The organism is Sphingobium sp. 3R8, from assembly GCF_020166615.1.
Lineage (GTDB): Bacteria > Pseudomonadota > Alphaproteobacteria > Sphingomonadales > Sphingomonadaceae > Sphingobium > Sphingobium bisphenolicum.
Map to the genome: position 1 here is coordinate 100,786 of NZ_JAIQXR010000003.1, position 16,740 is coordinate 117,525.

Genomic DNA, 16,740 nt, shown 5'->3' on the forward strand with positions numbered 1-16,740 from the left:
CATGGAGCGAAAAGCCTTTGCCGCACCGCACGCCCATGGTGCCGAACGGCTGGACACAGAAGCCGGAGAGGCGCCGCAACATCGCGAGATAAATGAGCAATAATTGCTAATGCGATTGACTCGCATTCTACATTTCGGATAACGGCCCGGTCATACCGTCAAGGACCATGCCATGCCCGTTCCCGCTCGATCCGCCCTTTTCGCCAGCGCCATGTTGCTGCTGCCTCTCCACACCGCCAAAGCGGCCGAAGCGGATGCTTCGGTAACGGAGAAGAGCGAGATCATCGTCACCGGCATCGCCGACCATCAGACCAGCAGCGCAACGGGCCTGGCCCTGACGCCGCGCGAAACGCCGCAGTCGATCACCATCATCAATCGCGAGCGGATCGAGGATTATGCCCTCACCAATGTCAACGATCTGCTGGCGCAGGCGGTCGGCATCAATGTGGAGCGGGTGGAAACGGATCGCACGCAATATAACAGCCGCGGTTTCGACGTGACCAATTTCCAGATCGACGGCATCGGCCTGCCGCTGATTTCGGGCATCCAGTTCGGCGACATGGACACCGCCCTCTTCGAAAATGTGGAAACGATCCGCGGCGCCAATGCGATCATGACCGGGATCGGCAATCCGTCCGCAACGATCAATTATGTGCGCAAGCGGCCGCTGGACGAATTCCGGGCGACAGTCTCCGCGCAGGCGGGATCGTGGAACCAGTGGCGGCTGGAAGGCGATGTGTCGATGCCGCTGACCGACACCATGTCTGCCCGGCTGATCTACGCCCATGAGGAGAAGGACAGCTATCTCGACTATAATCACGTCAACCGCGATGTGATGGGCGGTATCGTCAGTTGGCAGGTGACGCCACAGCTCAAAGCGACCATCGGTTATGCGCGGCAGGAAAATGACGCCGATGGCGTACTGTGGGGGGCGTTGCCTCTGGTCTATAGCGACCTTACCCAGATCAGCTATCCGCGCTCCACCTCCACCAGCGCCGACTGGACCTATTGGAACACGACCGACCAGAACGCCTTTGCCGAACTGGCCTATGGCTTCGACAATGGCTGGTCGGTCAAAGGCGTCTTCACCTACAAGCAGTTCGACGAGCAGGCAAAGCTGCTCTACGCCTTTGGCACGCCGGACAAGCAGACGGGCCTGGGCGTCTATGGCATGACCGGCATTTATCCGTCGGCCTTCAAACAATATCTGGGCGATTTCTATGCCTCCGGCCCCGTCACCCTGTTGGGCCGCGAACATAGCGTCGCTTTCGGCGTCTCGACCGCCTCCGCCCATAGCAAGGAGTGGGAAGGCTTTTCCGCCGATCTGCTGGAATATCCAGCCATCGGCCAATGGGACGAGGGCCTGTTGGCCGAGCCGGCCTATCCCGATCCCTATCTGGCGTCCGACTATAAGGACCGCCTGACCCGCGTCTATGGCGCGGCGCACCTCAAGCTGACGGACAAGCTCAAGGCCGTGGTGGGCGGCAGCCTCATGTGGCTCAAGACAACCGGCACCGCCTATACGGTCGATCAATATCGCAAGGATAGCAAGTTCAGCCCCTATGCCGGCCTGATCTTCGATTTCGACAAGCATGTCTCGCTCTATGCGAGCTATACCGACATCTACAATCCGCAGCCCGAAGTGGATGTGGACAACCATCGTCTCGCTCCGGCCAAGGGCACCAGCCTTGAGGCGGGAATCAAGAGCCAGTGGTTCGACGGTCGCCTCTACGCCACCGCCGCCGTATTCCGCGCCAAGCAAAGCGGCCTGGCCGACTATGCCGGCACGTTCGAGGACAGCGTGCGCAGCTATTATATCGGCGTCGATACGACCTCGACCGGGTTCGAACTGGAGGTTGCCGGCAACATCACCGACCAGTGGAGCCTGAGCGGGGGCTATACCCATCTCGACATAGAGGATGACGACGGCGAGAACACCCGCACCTGGCTGCCGACGCGCACCCTGAAATTGTCGACGACCTATATGATTCCCCAACTCAGCGACCTCAAGCTGGGTGGACAGCTACGATGGCAGAATGCAATCAGCACGGAAGCGGACGGGGCGACCGTCCGGCAGAAGGGATATGCCGTGTTGGACCTGATGACGAGCGTGAAGCTGGCCGCGCATGTCAGCGCCAGCGTCAATGTGCGCAACGTCACCAACTCGCGCTATCTCAACAGCCTGATGTGGGGCCAGGCCTATTATGCCGCGCCGCGTAGCGCGCTGGCGACCATGAGGCTCGATTTTTGAGCAAGGTTTCCGCTCGCCCGCTGCGCAGTGGTTGGCGTTATCGCGCCAATGTGGCTTTGCGCACGATCGCCGGGACGGTCGGCGCCTATGGCGTAGCGGCGCTCGCGGCGGCGGCGCTGGCGCGCACTTTGCCGATGGCACGGGTTGAGGCGGTGACGATCGCGACCCTGATGGCCTATATGGTGGCGCCCGCCGTTACGATCTGGGCCTTTCTGGCGCGCGGGCCGTGGCGCGCGATCGCTGCTGTCGCGCTGGCGGCGGCGGCGCTGGGCGGCATCGCCTGGATCGCGGGGCAACCGGCATGAGCGGGACGAGCGCGATGGTGCGTGACGGCGCCCGTCAGGCAATGGCCTGGCTGCATGGCTGGACCGGGCTGCTGTTCGGACACATCCTCTTCATCATGTGTCTGGCGGGCACGTTGAGCGTATTCAAGCCGGAGATCAGCCGCTGGATGCGTCCGGAGGTCAGCGGGCAGGCCGATCCTGTCCGGGCGATCACTGCGGCTACCGACTGGCTGTCGGCCAACACGACCGGATCGACCGGCTGGTATCTGGCTGCGCCGGACGGCCGCTCCAATGTCGTCGAAGCGTCCTACGACAGTGGCGGCGCCTATCTCAGTCGCGCGCTCGATCCGGTGAGCGGCGCGCCGGTGGCGCGCGACACGCTGGGCGGGGAATTTTTCTATCGCCTGCATTTCGAACTGGAACTGCCCTATCCCTGGGGCCGGTTGCTGGCATCGCTGGCGGCCATGCTGATGCTGGTGGCGATCGTCACCGGCGTCATCGCGCACAAGCGCTTCTTCAAGGACATCTTCACCTTCCGCCCGGCCAAGGGGCAAAGATCGTGGCTGGACGGGCATAATGCGCTGGGTGTGCTGTCCCTGCCCTTCCACGTCATGATCACTTTCACCGGCCTGCTGACGCTGGCGTCGCTCAACATGCCCTGGGGCATGACGGCGGCCTATGGCGACGATCTGATGGCGCTTTACAGCGACCTGACCCCCGGTGCGGTGACGAAGGCGCCGACCGGAACCAAGGCAACGCTCGCGCCGATTGGGCCGATGCTGGCGCGGGCCCAGCGCCATTTCGCAGGTGCCCCGGTAAGTCGGGTCTACATCTTCAATCCGCTAGATTCCGGCGCTGTGGTCACCGTCTACCCGGTCGAGACGGCATCGATCGGCTATCTGCCCGCAGAGATCAGCTTCGACGGCGCGACGGGCAAGGTGCTGAAGGCCTGGACCGAAAAACGCGCGGGCATCCGGACCTACCAGACCATCTATGGCCTCCATATGGCGCATTTCGCGCCGCTCTTGACGCGCTGGCTCTATTTTCTGGGCGGCGCGATGCTGACCCTGGCGATCGCCAGCGGCATGGTTCTCTGGATCGTCAAGCGACGCGAACGCGCGCCGCTGTCGATCGGCAACCGGCTACTGGAACGGCTGAATGTCGGCGGGCTGGCGGGCATACCGATCGGTATGGCGGCGTTCCTGGTCGCCAATCGTCTGCTGCCGCTCGGCCTGGCGGCGCGCGCGCAGCAGGAAGTGTCGGTGGCGCTATGGAGCGCAGGCGCGGCGCTGCTGCTCGGGCTGGTCCTGCCGCCTGCGCTTGGCTGGCCGCTGTTGCTCGGCTTGCTGGCGGCGCTGTGCGCCCTTGCCGCTGCCATGGGACCGATCTGGGCGGGGGACGTGACGGTCATGGCCGGCAATATGCTGCTGACCGCAATGGCGGTTGCGCTGGCCCTGCTGGTCTGGAAGCAGTTGCGCCGCCGCAGCGCCCCGACGCCGGTGCGTCGCCGGATGGCGCCGGCATGATGCTCACCATCGGCCTCCTCTATCTCGCCCTGTTCGCGCTGGCGGGACGGATGCAGCGGCATCGGCCGGTTTTGCTGGATATATGGCAACGTCGTTCCTGGGTCGCCCATCTGGAGCTGGCGGGCTGGACGCTGCTGGGTCTGTCGCTGCTCAGCCTGTGGTCGTGGACGGATGTTGGAATGGCTCTGGTCGCCTGGATCGGCCTGGTGCCGCTGCTGGGCAGCGTTCTGGTGCTGGGCATGACCTATCGCCCGGCGGTGCCGCGCGCGGGCGTAGCGGTGGCGGCTGTGCTGACGATCGCCGGGTTGCTGATCTAGGCCTTCATGTCGATGGTGGCGATCAGGCCGCCATCCTCGGCGTTGCGCAGCCGCACCGAAGCCTCGAAACTCATCGCCAGCGACCGGCTGATGGTGAGGCCGATGCCGGTGCCGTGGCGCCCGCCCGGCTGGCTGCTGGCCCCGCGGGTAAAGGGTTCGAACATCTGGTCGAGCTGATCGGCGGGAATGCCGGGGCCATGATCGCGCACATGGATCAGCAACCTGCCGCCCGATCGCGCGCAGCTAATTTCCGCGCTGCCGCCATAGCGCACGGCATTGTCGACCAGATTGGCGATGCAGCGGGTCAGCGCATTGGGCTTGACGCGCACCGTGCCGCCGCACCCGCGCAGGAAACGAACAGGCGCGCCCAGTTCCTCGGCATCCTCCGCCATGCTCGTCAGCAGCGAATCGATGTCGAGCGCCGACCATTCCTCGCGCGCCTCGATACTGCTGGCGAGATCCAGCCCCTCGCGCACCAGCGTCTGCATCGCCTGATGATCCTGCAACAGGCGCGCGCGCAGTTCTTCATTCTCGACCAGTTCCAGCCGCAGCCGCAGACGGGTCAGCGGCGTCTGGAGATCATGGCTGATCGCAGCGAGCAGTTGGGTCCGTTCGGCAAAGCCCGCGCGCGCGCGGCGCTGCATGAGATTGAAGGTGGACAGGGCGGCGCGCACTTCCTCCGGTCCGCGTTCGGGTATCTCCTCCGGGTCGAGCGAGACGGAAAAGGCCTCCGCCGCCTGTTCCAGCCGCCGCAGCGGTTTCGACACGATGCGCGCAACCAGAATCGCCAAGCCAGCCGAAGAGGCGATGATGACGATCAGGTAGAGCGGGTTGAAGATGGTGCTGGGCGGCTTGGCGAGACGCGGGAAGCTGAGGGCGATCGCACGGCGCTGGCCGATACCGTCGGTATAGCGCACCACCCAGCAATCCGGGCGCGGCGCATCGACAAGCCCCGCCACGAATTCCTTGGATTTGTAGCGATCGGGGAAGCAGAGGCCGGCAGGCACCTGGCCCGCTTCCGGCTGGGATTGCGGGCCAAAGCGCGCACGCAGAAGGGATTCGAGGTCGGAATCCGGCTCGTTCAGGCTTATGCCTTCAGGCGCGGGCGCTACGCCGATGATGCTGTGCGTCGCCATCATCTTTTCGATGCGCTTTGGATCTCTGCGGAAACGATCGGCGACATCGACCGCGCTGGCGATGACACGCTGGCGGCGCACCCGTTCGAAGTCATGCCGGCGCGTCTGTTCCGCCACCAGCAGCGCGATGATCGCGGCGACCGACATGCCCAGCGTCAGGATCAGAAAAATCTGTCCCGCCATCGACCGGAAGAAAGCGCGCGCGCGTCCGAACGCCTTGCCGATCATGAATGCTCCACCGAACAGGCGAGGACATAGCCTTCGCCCCGGACCGTCAGGATCAGATCCTCGCCACCAGGCAGCGTCGACAGCTTGTGCCGCAACCGGCTGATCTGCAGGTCGATCGACCGGTCGAACGCGGCGGTGGCGCGCCGTTCGGGCAGCAATGTCTCGCGGTCCAGCACGACATTGGGTTCGTCGATGAAACGGCTGAGCAGTCGAAATTCGGCCGAGGACAGCATCACCAGCCGGTCGTCGGGGGCGACCAGCCGGCGCTGCACCATATCCACCCGCCACGGGCCGATATGGGCGTAGCGCGTGGTGCCGGCGCGTGCCGCGACCCCGCTGCGCCCGCGCCGCAGCAAATTGCGGATGCGCACCAGCAGTTCGCGCGGCTCGAACGGCTTGGTCAGATAATCGTCGGCGCCCAGTTCCAGCCCCAGCACCCGGTCGATCGCGCTGCCGCGCGCGGTCACCATGATGATCTGCACGTCCGATCCCTCCGCCCGCAATTCGCGGCACAGCGACAGGCCATCGCCGTCGGGCAGGTTGAGATCGAGGACAATGAGGTCGACCGCCTCGTCGCGCAGCGTCTGGCGCAGGTCGCCGAGACTGGCGGCGGCCAGCAGGCGATAATTTTCCTGCCGCAACTGCCCGACGATCAGGTCGCGAATATCGGCGTCGTCATCGACCACCAGCACCGTGGCGGGACGGAAGGATGCAGTATCGACCATGGCCTGTCCTAGCGCGCGACGGGTTAAAAGTCTGCGCTTCTTCGCGCCTGATACAGGCCGATACAAAGCGATACGAAGTTGCGCGCTCATGCAACGCGTCGTCGCATTCCGAAAAACAGTCGCTCTACCATGAGACGGGCAAAGCCGCGAAGAGGGCCTTGTCGGCTCCCCTGCCGACGCCAACGGAGTCCTTGCGATGCCTAACCCTGCCATCCTGGCTGGAAACCCGGTGCAACGGCCCGAATCGGTCGCGCACGTCCCTCCCCCCTCCCCCTCGTGCGCCCGGTCCGGTCTCCTCCATGCATCGGCAGGCATCGCAGGGATCTGTCCGGCACGCCTTCGAGGATAAGCGTCAGACCATGCTCATTTCCGCCACCCTGCGCAGCCTTCGGGTCGCACCGATCGCTCTTGGCCTGTCGCTTGCGGCATGTGGCCAGCAAAAGCCGCCGCAAAAAGGGCCGGTGGAAGTGGGCGTGGTCACGCTGAGCACGCAGGACGCCACCGTATCCAGCGAGCTGCCCGGCCGCACCGTATCGACCATGATGTCGGAAGTGCGGCCGCAAGTGGCGGGGCTGATCCAGAAGCGGCTGTTCACCGAAGGATCGATGGTCAGCGCCGGCCAGCCGCTCTACCAGATTGACGCACGTCTCTATCGCGCGTCGCGCGACGAGGCGCAGGCTAGCCTGGCGAGTGCGCAGGCGACCGCCGCAGCGGCGCAGGCCAAGGCGCAGCGCTATCGCAGCCTGGGCGATACCGAAGCGGTGAGTGCGCAGGACCGCGACGATGTAATCGCAACCGCGCGCCAGGCGAGCGCCGCGGTGCAGCAGGCGCGCGCCAGCCTCCAGACCAGCAGCGTCAACCTGGACTTCACATTGGTCCGGGCGCCGATCAGCGGGCGTATCGGCCGTACCCTGTTCACCCCCGGCGCGCTGGTGACGACCAGCCAGACCGACCCGTTGACCACGATCCAGCAGCTCGACCCCATCTATGTCGATGTGACGCAATCCAGCTCGCAGCTTCTGGCGCTGCGCCGGTCGCTGGCGGCGGGCAAGACGCTGGCGGCCAGCGCGACCATCCGCCTGAAACTGGAAGATGGCGCCGACTATCCCCAGGAAGGCCGGATCGAATTCGCCGAGCCGATCGTCGACGTCAACAGCGGCACGGTGACGTTGCGCGCGCGCTTTCCCAATCCTGACGGGCTGCTGATGCCCGGCATGTTCGTCCGCGTGATCGCGCCGCAATCGGTGGTGCCCGGCGCGATTCTGGCGCCGCAACAGGGCATCAACCGCGATCCCAAGGGCAACGCCACGGCGCTGGTCGTGAACAAGGCGAACAAGGTCGAACGCCGTATCGTCACCGCCGCTCAGGCGATCGGCGACAAATGGCTGATCACCGCGGGTCTCAAGGCCGGCGACCGCCTGATCGTCGAGGGCACCGACAAGGTGAAGGTCGACGACGTCGTAAAGCCTGTCGCCATCAAGACAGCGCAATAGGAGCCGGCCCTTGCTCAGCCGCTATTTCATCGAACGGCCGATTTTCGCCTGGGTCATCGCCATCGGCATCATGCTGGCGGGTCTGGGCGCGATGCTGTCGCTCCCCATCGCCCAATATCCCGACATCGCCCCGCCCGGCGTCGGCATCAGCGCCACCTATCCCGGTGCCTCGGCCGAAACCGTGGAAACCAGCGTCACGCAGGTGCTGGAACAGCAGCTCACCGGCATCGATGGCCTGATGTATTTCTCCTCCTCCTCGACCGCTACGGGGCAGGCGCGGATCACCGTCACCTTCCAGAAGGGGACCGATCCCGACACCGCGCAGGTGCAGGTGCAGAACCGGGTGCAGCAGGCGCTCAGTCGCCTGCCCAATGCGGTGCAACAGCAGGGCCTTTCCGTCACCAAGCAGCAGACCGACTTCCTGATGCTGGTCGGCCTCTACGACGAGACGGACACGGCGACGCAGGCGGACATCGCCGATTATCTGGTCAATAATTTTCAAGACCCGATCGCGCGCATCGACGGCATCGGCGCAACCCAGATTTTCGGCTCACAATATGCGATGCGGGTGTGGCTGGACCCCTATAAGCTGGCCGCCGTCAAACTGATGCCGTCGGACGTGCAGAGCGCAATTTCGGCGCAGAATGTCGAAGTGTCGGCGGGCCAGATCGGCGCCGACCCGGCGCCCGCCGGGCAGCAGATCAACGCAACCGTGACGGCGCGCGCGCGCCTGCAGACACCCGAACAGTTCCGCAACATCATCGTCAAGACCCAGACCGACGGATCGATCGTCCATCTGTCCGACGTGGCGCGTGTCGAATTGGGCAATGAAAGCTACACCACGGCGGCGCGACTGAACGGCCACCCGGCGTCCGGCGTCGCTTTGCAACTGGCGCCGGGCGCGGACGCGCTCAAGACCGCGGAACTGGTCAAGGCCAAGGTCGCGGAACTCTCGTCCAGCCTGCCGCACGGTTACAAGGTCGTCTTTCCGCGCGACACGACACCCTTCATCAAGCTGTCGGTCGAGGAGGTCATCAAGACGCTGCTCGAAGCGGTCGCGCTGGTCGTGGTGGTGATGTTCGTTTTCCTGCAAAGCTGGCGCGCGACGCTGATCCCGGCGATCGCGGTGCCGGTGGTGCTGCTGGGCACGTTCGGCATTCTCGCCTTGTTCGGCTATTCGATCAACACGCTGACCCTGTTCGGCATGGTCCTGTCCATCGGCCTGCTGGTCGACGACGCGATCGTCGTGGTGGAAAATGTCGAGCGCATCATGGAGGAGGAAGGTCTCTCCCCGCGTGAGGCGACGATCAAGTCGATGGAGGAGATCGGCAGCGCGCTGGTCGGCATCGCACTCGTCCTCTCCGCCGTATTGCTGCCCATGGCCTTTTTCGGCGGATCGACCGGCGTCATCTACCGCCAGTTTTCCATAACCATCGTGTCGTCGATGCTGTTGTCGGTGGTCGTCGCGCTGATCCTGTCGCCGGCGCTGTGCGCGACCATCCTCAAATCCGCGAGCGAGGAACATCGCGACAGGGGCTGGGCCGGCAAGTTCAACCGCTGGTTCGAGCGACTGACCGGCGGTTATGTTCGCCGCACGGAGCAGGTGCTGGGCCGCCGCAAGCTGTTCTGGGGCCTGTATGTCGTCGTGCTGGCGCTGCTGGTGCTGCTCTTCGTGCGCCTGCCATCCAGCTTCCTGCCGGTCGAGGATCAGGGACAGGTGATGGTGCAGGTCACGCTGCCCGCCGGCGCCAAGTCCAGCCGGACCGCCGCCGTCATCGACCAGGTGCAGAATTATTTCCTGAACGACGAAAAGGACAATGTCGCCTACGCCTTCATCATGACCGGATTCAGCTTCCAGGGTCAGGGCGAGAATGTCGGCCAGGGCTTCATCAACCTGGCGCCATGGGACGATCGCAAGGGAACGGCCAACACGGCCGGGTCTATCGCCGGGCGCGCCACCAAGCAACTTGCCGCGATCCGCGACGCCAGGGTGCTGGGCATGACGCCGCCGGCCATCCGCGGCCTGGGCCAGTCGAACGGCTTCACCTTCGAACTGCTCAACAATGGCAGCCTCAGCCGCGCGCGTTTTCTGGAGCTGCGCAACCAGTTGATCGACGCGGCGTCGAAGGATCCCTTGCTGGCCGGCGTACGCGCCGCTTCGCTGGAGGATACGCCGCAGCTCAAGGTGGATATCGACAATGAGAAGCTGGCCGTTCTGGGCCTGACCCAGAGCAGTGTCGACAACGTGCTCAGTTCCGCCTGGGGCAGCACCTATGTCAACGACTTCGTCGATCGCGGCCGGGTGAAGCGCGTCTATATGCAGGCGGATGCGGCCTATCGCGCGCTGCCGACCGATATCGACAACTGGATGGTGCGGTCGAGCAGTACCGGCGAAATGGTGCCCTTTTCCGCTTTCGCGACCACCCATTGGACGATGGGACCGAGCACGATGGCGCGCTTCAATGGCCTGTCCTCCTTCGAGATTCAGGGCCAGGCTGGCGCGGGCGCCAGTTCGGGCGAAGCCATGGACCGGATGGTCGAACTGCAGAAGCAACTCCCCGCCGGCACCAGCTATGCGTGGAGCGGCCTGTCCTATCAGGAGCAACTGTCCGGCGGTCAGGCGCCGCTGCTCTATGGCCTGTCGGTGCTGGTCGTATTCCTGTGCCTCGCCGCGCTTTATGAAAGCTGGTCGATCCCGCTGGCGGTGCTGCTGGTGATCCCGCTCGGCCTGGTCGGCGCGGTCATCGCGGTGTGGGCGCGCGGGCTGGAGAATAATATCTTCTTCCAGGTCGGTTTGCTCACGACCATGGGCCTGGCGGCGAAGAATGCGATCCTGATCGTCGAGTTCGCCGAACTGGCGCACAAACAGGGCAAGGACGCGCTGTCCGCAGCGCTGGAAGCGGCACGACTGCGCTTCCGCCCGATCCTGATGACCAGCCTCGCCTTCATCGCCGGCGTCATCCCGTTGGCGATCGCGACGGGCGCAGGCGCACAGAGCCGTGTTGCGATCGGTACGGCGGTGGTCGGCGGCATGACGACCGCGACGGTGCTGGCCATCTTCTACGTACCGCTCTTCTTCGTCACCATCGCCAGCCTGTTTGGCGCTAGCGAAGGGAAGGCCGCGCCGCCTGCCCCGGCGCCCGATGCAGGAGTTCCGGCATGATCCGCCTTCGCTTGTCGGCCGTCTCGCTATTGGCGCTCGCCGGATGCAACATGGCGCCGACTTATGTGCGGCCGGCGGCGCCCGTGCCGCCAACGCTGCCCAGCGGCGAAGCCTATGCGCCAGGCCAGGCGGGACAACAGGCCGGGCTGGCCTGGACCGAGCTGATCGGCGACGCAAAGCTCCGCACCGTCATCGACCGCGCGCTCGCGAACAATCGCGATCTGCGCGTCGCGCTTGCGAACATCCAGTCGGCGCGGGCGCAATATAGGGTGCAGCGCGCCGCCCAGTTGCCCACCATCACCGCCGACGCCGGCGCCAGCTTCACGCGCCAGAATGACAGCAGGCAGAATAATTACAGCGCCGATGTCGGTTTCAGCGCGTTCGAGATCGATCTGTTCGGCCGCGTCCGCAACATGGCCCAATCGGCGCTGGAAACCTATCTGGCGACCGAGGAAGGCGCGCGATCGACCCGGATCACGCTGATCGCCGAGACGGCAACCGCCTATGCGACGCTGGCGGCTGACCGGGAACTGCTGGCGGTTTCTCGCCAGACGCAGGCGAGCGCCCAGCGCACGCTGGACATCACCCGCAAGCTCAATGGCGCCGGCCTTACCGGCAAGCTGGACGTCCATCAGGCCGAGACGACGGTAGAGCAGGCGGCGTCGGACGTCGCCGCCAACATCACCCAGGTCGCCCAGGATCGTAACGCGCTCGACCTGCTGGTGGGCGCCCCGGTCGAAGAGGCATTGCTGCCCGGATCGCTCGACAGCCTGATTGCCGGCATCGCCAAGGTGCCGGCCGGCCTGTCGTCGGATGTGCTGCTTCGGCGGCCCGACGTGCTGCAGGCGGAGCATCAGCTCAAGGCCGCCAATGCCGATATCGGCGCGGCGCGCGCTGCGATGTTCCCGACGATCAGCCTGACGTCGGCGATCGGCGTGGCGAGTTCCGCCCTCTCGTCGCTGTTCACCGGCAGCGGTTTCGCCTGGTCCGCCAGTCCGTCGGCCAGACTGCCGATCTTCGGCGGCGCGAACCGCGGGAATCTGGACTATAGCAAGGCGCAGCGCGATCTCTATGTCGCCCAATATGAAAAGGCGGTCCAGACAGCCTTTCGCGAAGTCGCCGACGGGCTGGCGCGCGAAGGCACGATCGACGCGCAACAGGCGGCGCAGCGGCGGCTGGTGGCGGCCAGCCAACGGGCCTATGATCTGGCGGACCAGCGCTATCGCTCGGGGATCGACACGTTCCTGACCGCGCTGACCAGCCAGCGCGCGCTCTACAGCGCTCGGCAATCGTCTATTTCTACCGACCTTGCCCTGGTGAGCAACCGGGTGCTGCTCTATCGGGTGGTCGGCGCAGATCAGTAAGCCGCCATGTCCCTTTCTTTCCCCTTCTCCCGCGCCACGAATCTGTTATCATGCGCGGATAATAAGGGAGAGGAACCATGCTGCTACTGGCACGGTGTCTGGATTGGCTCTGCAAGTTATTTGCGTCGGGCGCGCAGGATGAAGTGCGCCTCAACGAATTGATATCGCGCTGCGGCGCGCGCGACCACATGCCGCGCCGCCCCTGACGGCGTCAGGCTAGCGCGGCAGGCCAGTGCGCTCGGACGACGCCAGCCGCTTGGCCGTCGTCAGCGTCTGACCGATGAACAGCAGCACTAGAATCGCGCCAATTATTCCCACGAACAGGTCGAACCCCGACACCGCGCCGAACCAGCCGGGGGCATAGCCCAGCAACATCATCGCGATCGTCAGCCCGATCAGCAGCAATCGCAATTCGGTCGGGCCGGCCGCCAGATAGGATAGTTTGAATTCGCCCAGCACCCGCGCCGACAAATAGGCGTGGATCGACAGCAGCAGATAGCCCGCCAGCGCGACCAGCGCGACGTCCATGCGGATATAGGGGCTGGCCCCCATGCCCGCGAGGATCAGCAAGGTGGCCAGGCCATCGCAGCTATGATCGATGAAATAGCCGTAGGACGGCCGCTCGATATGGCGGAACCGCGCCAGGCTGCCGTCCAGGGAGTCGCCGAACCATTGCAGCGCATAGCCTGCGATCGCGAGCCATAGCCAGTCGACGCCCCAGTTGCTGGCGGCATAACCGGCGAAAATGGCGAATGCGCCGACCATGCCCAGTGCGGTCAGCATGTCGGGCGTAACCCAGCGCGGCATATGGGCGCACAGCCAGTTGAGCAGGCGCCTTTCCGCCACGGCGAGAACATTCTGCTGGATACGGGCGATGGGCGGGGCCGACTGGCCGGATGGCAATGACATGGGGCTTTATGACGGAAGGATGACGAATAGACAATATTCGTTGCGCCGCACCGATTAAGCCCATTGCCTGTTCCTTGGCTTCCGGGCCAAAGGCGCATGATCGGGCGGGACGCCCCGTGGAGAAGCATATGAGTAAGGACCGGCCCCAGGATGTGCGCGATATCGTGGTAAGGATGGAACAGAGGCCATCCAATCCGGTCCGCCGTGCGCGGCTGATGGTGGAGCAGGAAGTGCCCCCCGCTCGCCGTGGTCCGGGATGGGACCGGCATTGGCGCGAACTGGAGGCCTATCTGGACGAGGGCGTCGCCTGGAAGATGCCGCAGGGTCTGGACGACACGCTATCCGAATCCGACGAAGACAAAAAAAGAGCCGATCCGAAGACCAGCTCGTAAAGTTTTAGGAGAGGATGCCTGAAAGGCAGCTTCTTTGTGTACCAAATGGTGAGTTTTCGCAAGTGCGAACTGCGCGCTCGCAGTTGCAAAAACTGCATCCCTGGCGCGGTACAGCCATTTCCGTAGCGGAATCGCGCAGGATGGCGTGGCGGAATTTCTCTGATATCCGTCGTCATGTGCCGCTCGAATCGCTGCGCCGGCTCACGCTCTGATCCGTAATGTCGCCAGCGCCGCCAGCAGCAGCGTCCCAGCGGCGAAGGCCATGGTCCAGATCGGGTCGCCGGGGAAGAAGGCCTTCATGACCGATCCCATCGCCGTCGCCACCAGCAACTGCGGCAGCACCACGAAGATGTTGAACACGCCCATATAGACGCCGAGCTTGGCCTGCGGCAGGCTGGAGGCGAGCATGGCATAAGGCATGGCCAGGATCGAGGCCCAGGCGATGCCGACCCCCACTTCGCTCAGCAACAGCAGGTCTGGATCGCGCACGACCAGAAAGCTGGCGAAGCCAGCCGCGCCCGCGACCAGGCACAGCGCATGGGTCGGCGCCTTGCCGATCCGCCCCGCAAGCCAGGGCAGCAAGGTCAGGGCCGCAATCGCGGCGACGCCGTTATATACCGAAAAAAGCAGCCCCACCCAATTGCCACCGGCCTGATAGGCGGCGCTGGCGGGATCGGCCGACCCGAACATATATTGGGCGACGACCGGCGTGGTGTGAATCCACATGATGAAGAGCGCCGACCAGCTGAAGAACTGGATCAAGGCCAGTCGTCGCATGATCGGCGGCATACCCCCGATATCGCCCACGATATGCGCCAACATATGCGCGCTTCGTCCCGTGCGCGCCAAGTGGATCGCGATCAGGCTGGCCAAGCCATAGCCCGCCAGCAGCGCGGCGAGCAGATAGACTTCCTTTTCCATCGCCCACAGAGCGACCAGCAGCGCGACGACCGCGCCCGCGCCGATCCAGGCAAAGCATGGACCGATGGCGCGGCTTGCCAGATCGGGCGCTGGGGTGGCTGTTTCGTCGGCATCGGCAAAGGCGCGCATCTGGTCCGGCGCATATTCTCGCGTCGTCGACACCGTCCAGAGCACAGCGGCCAGCAACGCGGCGGCGCCCGCCCAAAAACTGTAGCGAACGGTGTCGGGCACCTGCCCCGCCGCCGCGACATTGGCGACCCCCAGATGGTCGAGCAGATAAGGGAAGAGCGACCCCACCACCGCGCCGGCGCCGATGCAGGCGGTCTGCACCGCATAGCCGATCGTGTGCTGATCCTTGCGCAACATGTCGCCGACAAAGGCGCGGAACGGCTCCATCGAGATATTGAGGCTGGCGTCGAGCATCCACAGCAGCAACGCCGCCATCAACAGCCCGTCACTCTGCGGCATTCCCAGCAACGCCAGTGCAGAGAGGATCGCGCCGGCCAAAAAATAGGGACGGCGACGGCCGAGCCGACCGAGCCAGGTGCGGTCGGAAAGATGCCCGACGATGGGCTGAACCAGCAATCCGGTCAGCGGTGCGGCCACCCACAGGGCGGACAGGTCGTCGATGCTGGAGCCCAGCGACTGGAAGACCCTGCTCATATTGGCGTTTTGCAGCGCGAAGCCGATCTGGATGCCGAAAAAGCCGAAACTGATGTTCCACAATCCGGCAAGGCCCTGTCTCGGCTTGTCCATAGCTACCCCTCCCGTCGCCGCGGCCGGCTCGCCACCCGCCTGCATCAAACCGCGAGCGGTCGCATGGCATGATGGACAGGACAAGCTGCGTATACGAATTCATTCCGGATCGCCATTTCGCCCCGAAGCCAAGCTGCGAAATCGCTTGTCAGTTCCCATCGTCGGCCCCCTGCCCAACGGCGCATCCGGGGTCTTCGCCTGTAAACTGCATCTAAATTCCGCATATGCGACATGAACGAAGTTCCGGCAGTTCCGGATTCACCCCCACGCCCTCATGTGAAACAAAATGTCGAATCCAGGACATTTAATATCAAGCCGGCGGAAGATATGCGACGTTAAGCGCCAAGCATCCCTCCCTCACCCTATCCGATCGGCGGTGGCATTGCGCAGTTGTTCGCGAAACCATGTAAGGCCGGTGTCTGCCGCCCGCGCATGATGATATTGCAGCATTTCGCGCATGATCGGTAAATCAACGGGCGCATCCACGATGCGCAACGGCAATCTTGACGCCATTACCTGAGCCAGCCTTTCGTGCATCAGCGCCAATCTGGTCGTTCCGGGCAACATCCAGGCAGCCTGGCTGAAGGCCGCGCAAATAATCTCTATCCGGCGGCGATCGCCATTCTCCCGCAGGTGATTTTCGATGAACGTGCCATCGCGTGAAACGCTCACCGCGACGTGGCCGGCGCTGTAATAGAGTTCTTCGGTGAGAGGCTGGTCCAGCAACGGATTGCCCGACCATCCTACAACCACATGCCGTTCTTCAAACAGAAGTTCGCGCGGATGCGGCCCTTCCAGAAAGCGCTCGGGCGCGACAATGAAATCGAGTTCGCCATCCTCCAGCCGTTCGTGAATATCGTTGCGCGGCAGCGTGATCTCGATCCTGATGCCCGGCGCCGACTTCTGCAATCGCTCGAGCATCGGGCCGATCAGAACCGTCGTGACATAATCGGACGCGACGATCCGAAAAATGCGCTGGCTCTGTGATGGATCGAAGCTGAGGCCACGCGCGATTAGGCTGCGCAGATCCGCCACTACCGCGGAAATTTCCGGTGCAAGAGACAGAGCCGCCGCGGTTGGAATCATCTTCTTGCCATGCTGCACCAGAATCTCGTCGGCAAAGGCTTCCCGCAGGCGGCGTAGCGCGGCGCTCATTGCCGATTGCGTCAGGTTCAGGCGCCTGGCCGCACGAGTGACGTTCCTCTCCTCCACCAATATGTCGAATGCCACCAGCAGGTTGAGGTCAAACCGGTCCAGCCTCATAATCATCAATCC

At 64.3% G+C, this 16,740-nt stretch carries 13 protein-coding genes; 8 read left to right on the forward strand and 5 right to left on the reverse strand.

Translation table 11 applies throughout. The annotated features are described in order from the left end of the window. Nucleotides 1–172: 172 nt before the first annotated feature. The 4 genes from K9B33_RS03980 to K9B33_RS03995 are packed head-to-tail and all read left to right on the forward strand — an operon-like array spanning nt 173 to nt 4,378. Nucleotides 173–2,251, forward strand: a complete 2,079-nt coding sequence (locus tag K9B33_RS03980; protein WP_224546862.1) for a TonB-dependent siderophore receptor — start codon at nt 173–175, stop codon at nt 2,249–2,251. Beyond that, nucleotides 2,248–2,556: a ketohydroxyglutarate aldolase gene (locus K9B33_RS03985; RefSeq protein ID WP_224546863.1), complete on the forward strand. Its 309-nt coding sequence runs from the start codon at nt 2,248–2,250 to the stop codon at nt 2,554–2,556. The genes K9B33_RS03980 and K9B33_RS03985 overlap by 4 nt, the downstream gene beginning before the upstream one ends. After that, on the forward strand, nt 2,553–4,061 hold the full coding sequence (locus K9B33_RS03990; protein ID WP_224546864.1) for a PepSY-associated TM helix domain-containing protein: 1,509 nt from the start codon (nt 2,553–2,555) through the stop codon (nt 4,059–4,061). The genes K9B33_RS03985 and K9B33_RS03990 overlap by 4 nt, the downstream gene beginning before the upstream one ends. Then, nucleotides 4,058–4,378, forward strand: coding sequence for a DUF3325 family protein (locus K9B33_RS03995; protein ID WP_224546865.1), 321 nt, complete (start codon nt 4,058–4,060; stop codon nt 4,376–4,378). Before K9B33_RS03990 ends, K9B33_RS03995 begins: the two co-directional genes overlap by 4 nt. On the opposite strand, the gene K9B33_RS04000 is transcribed toward K9B33_RS03995, so the two are convergent. Together K9B33_RS04000 and K9B33_RS04005 are read right to left on the reverse strand one after the other, a co-directional pair. After that, nucleotides 4,375–5,742 carry an ATP-binding protein gene (locus K9B33_RS04000; RefSeq protein ID WP_224546866.1) on the reverse strand — a complete coding sequence of 456 codons (1,368 nt, stop codon included), beginning with the start codon at nt 5,740–5,742 and terminating at the stop codon, nt 4,375–4,377. The genes K9B33_RS03995 and K9B33_RS04000 overlap by 4 nt on opposite strands. Further along, nucleotides 5,739–6,467 (reverse strand): response regulator, encoded by a 729-nt coding sequence (locus K9B33_RS04005; protein ID WP_224546867.1) that lies wholly within the window; start codon nt 6,465–6,467, stop codon nt 5,739–5,741. The genes K9B33_RS04000 and K9B33_RS04005 overlap by 4 nt, the downstream gene beginning before the upstream one ends. A gap of 359 nt (nt 6,468–6,826) precedes the next feature. On the opposite strand from K9B33_RS04005, the gene K9B33_RS04010 reads away from it, so the two are divergent. Genes K9B33_RS04010 through K9B33_RS04020 form a run of 3 tightly spaced genes read left to right on the forward strand, consistent with a single transcriptional unit; the run spans nt 6,827 to nt 12,487 of the window. Then, entirely contained in the window at nt 6,827–7,960 is a 1,134-nt protein-coding gene (locus tag K9B33_RS04010; protein WP_318011077.1) for an efflux RND transporter periplasmic adaptor subunit, read from the forward strand. A 10-nt stretch (nt 7,961–7,970) separates the two neighbouring features. After that, nucleotides 7,971–11,123, forward strand: a complete 3,153-nt coding sequence (locus K9B33_RS04015) for an efflux RND transporter permease subunit (RefSeq protein ID WP_224546868.1) — start codon at nt 7,971–7,973, stop codon at nt 11,121–11,123. After that, nucleotides 11,120–12,487: an efflux transporter outer membrane subunit gene (locus K9B33_RS04020; RefSeq protein WP_224546869.1), complete on the forward strand. Its 1,368-nt coding sequence runs from the start codon at nt 11,120–11,122 to the stop codon at nt 12,485–12,487. The genes K9B33_RS04015 and K9B33_RS04020 overlap by 4 nt, the downstream gene beginning before the upstream one ends. Before the next feature lie 216 nt (nt 12,488–12,703). Here the strand turns inward: K9B33_RS04020 and K9B33_RS04025 are convergent, their stop codons facing one another. Further along, nucleotides 12,704–13,396, reverse strand: a complete 693-nt coding sequence (locus K9B33_RS04025) for a CDP-alcohol phosphatidyltransferase family protein (RefSeq protein ID WP_224546870.1) — start codon at nt 13,394–13,396, stop codon at nt 12,704–12,706. Between the two features lie 128 nt (nt 13,397–13,524). Between K9B33_RS04025 and K9B33_RS04030 the strand changes: the two genes are divergently transcribed. Then, nucleotides 13,525–13,788, forward strand: coding sequence for a hypothetical protein (locus tag K9B33_RS04030; protein ID WP_224546871.1), 264 nt, complete (start codon nt 13,525–13,527; stop codon nt 13,786–13,788). 201 nt (nt 13,789–13,989) lie between these two features. Here K9B33_RS04030 and K9B33_RS04035 read toward each other — a convergent pair whose 3' ends face one another. Both K9B33_RS04035 and K9B33_RS04040 read right to left on the reverse strand, forming a co-directional pair. Beyond that, a complete protein-coding gene (locus K9B33_RS04035) occupies nt 13,990–15,465 on the reverse strand; it encodes an MFS transporter (protein ID WP_224546873.1) in 1,476 nt (491 codons plus the stop codon). 357 nt (nt 15,466–15,822) lie between these two features. Beyond that, nucleotides 15,823–16,734, reverse strand: coding sequence for a LysR family transcriptional regulator (locus tag K9B33_RS04040; RefSeq protein WP_315975824.1), 912 nt, complete (start codon nt 16,732–16,734; stop codon nt 15,823–15,825). Nucleotides 16,735–16,740 lie beyond the last annotated feature (6 nt).

Excerpts from the sequence above, each read along its gene's own strand:
- K9B33_RS03980 (WP_224546862.1), top strand. The coding sequence starts at position 173 with ATGCCCGTTCCCGCTCGATCCGCCCTTTTCGCCAGCGCCATGTTGCTG.
- K9B33_RS03990 (WP_224546864.1), top strand. The coding sequence starts at position 2,553 with ATGAGCGGGACGAGCGCGATGGTGCGTGACGGCGCCCGTCAGGCAATG.
- K9B33_RS03995 (WP_224546865.1), top strand. The coding sequence starts at position 4,058 with ATGATGCTCACCATCGGCCTCCTCTATCTCGCCCTGTTCGCGCTGGCG.
- K9B33_RS04000 (WP_224546866.1), bottom strand. The coding sequence starts at position 5,742 with ATGATCGGCAAGGCGTTCGGACGCGCGCGCGCTTTCTTCCGGTCGATG.
- K9B33_RS04005 (WP_224546867.1), bottom strand. The coding sequence starts at position 6,467 with ATGGTCGATACTGCATCCTTCCGTCCCGCCACGGTGCTGGTGGTCGAT.
- K9B33_RS04010 (WP_318011077.1), top strand. The coding sequence starts at position 6,827 with ATGCTCATTTCCGCCACCCTGCGCAGCCTTCGGGTCGCACCGATCGCT.
- K9B33_RS04020 (WP_224546869.1), top strand. The coding sequence starts at position 11,120 with ATGATCCGCCTTCGCTTGTCGGCCGTCTCGCTATTGGCGCTCGCCGGA.
- K9B33_RS04025 (WP_224546870.1), bottom strand. The coding sequence starts at position 13,396 with ATGTCATTGCCATCCGGCCAGTCGGCCCCGCCCATCGCCCGTATCCAG.
- K9B33_RS04030 (WP_224546871.1), top strand. The coding sequence starts at position 13,525 with ATGAGTAAGGACCGGCCCCAGGATGTGCGCGATATCGTGGTAAGGATG.
- K9B33_RS04035 (WP_224546873.1), bottom strand. The coding sequence starts at position 15,465 with ATGGACAAGCCGAGACAGGGCCTTGCCGGATTGTGGAACATCAGTTTC.
- K9B33_RS04040 (WP_315975824.1), bottom strand. The coding sequence starts at position 16,734 with ATGATTATGAGGCTGGACCGGTTTGACCTCAACCTGCTGGTGGCATTC.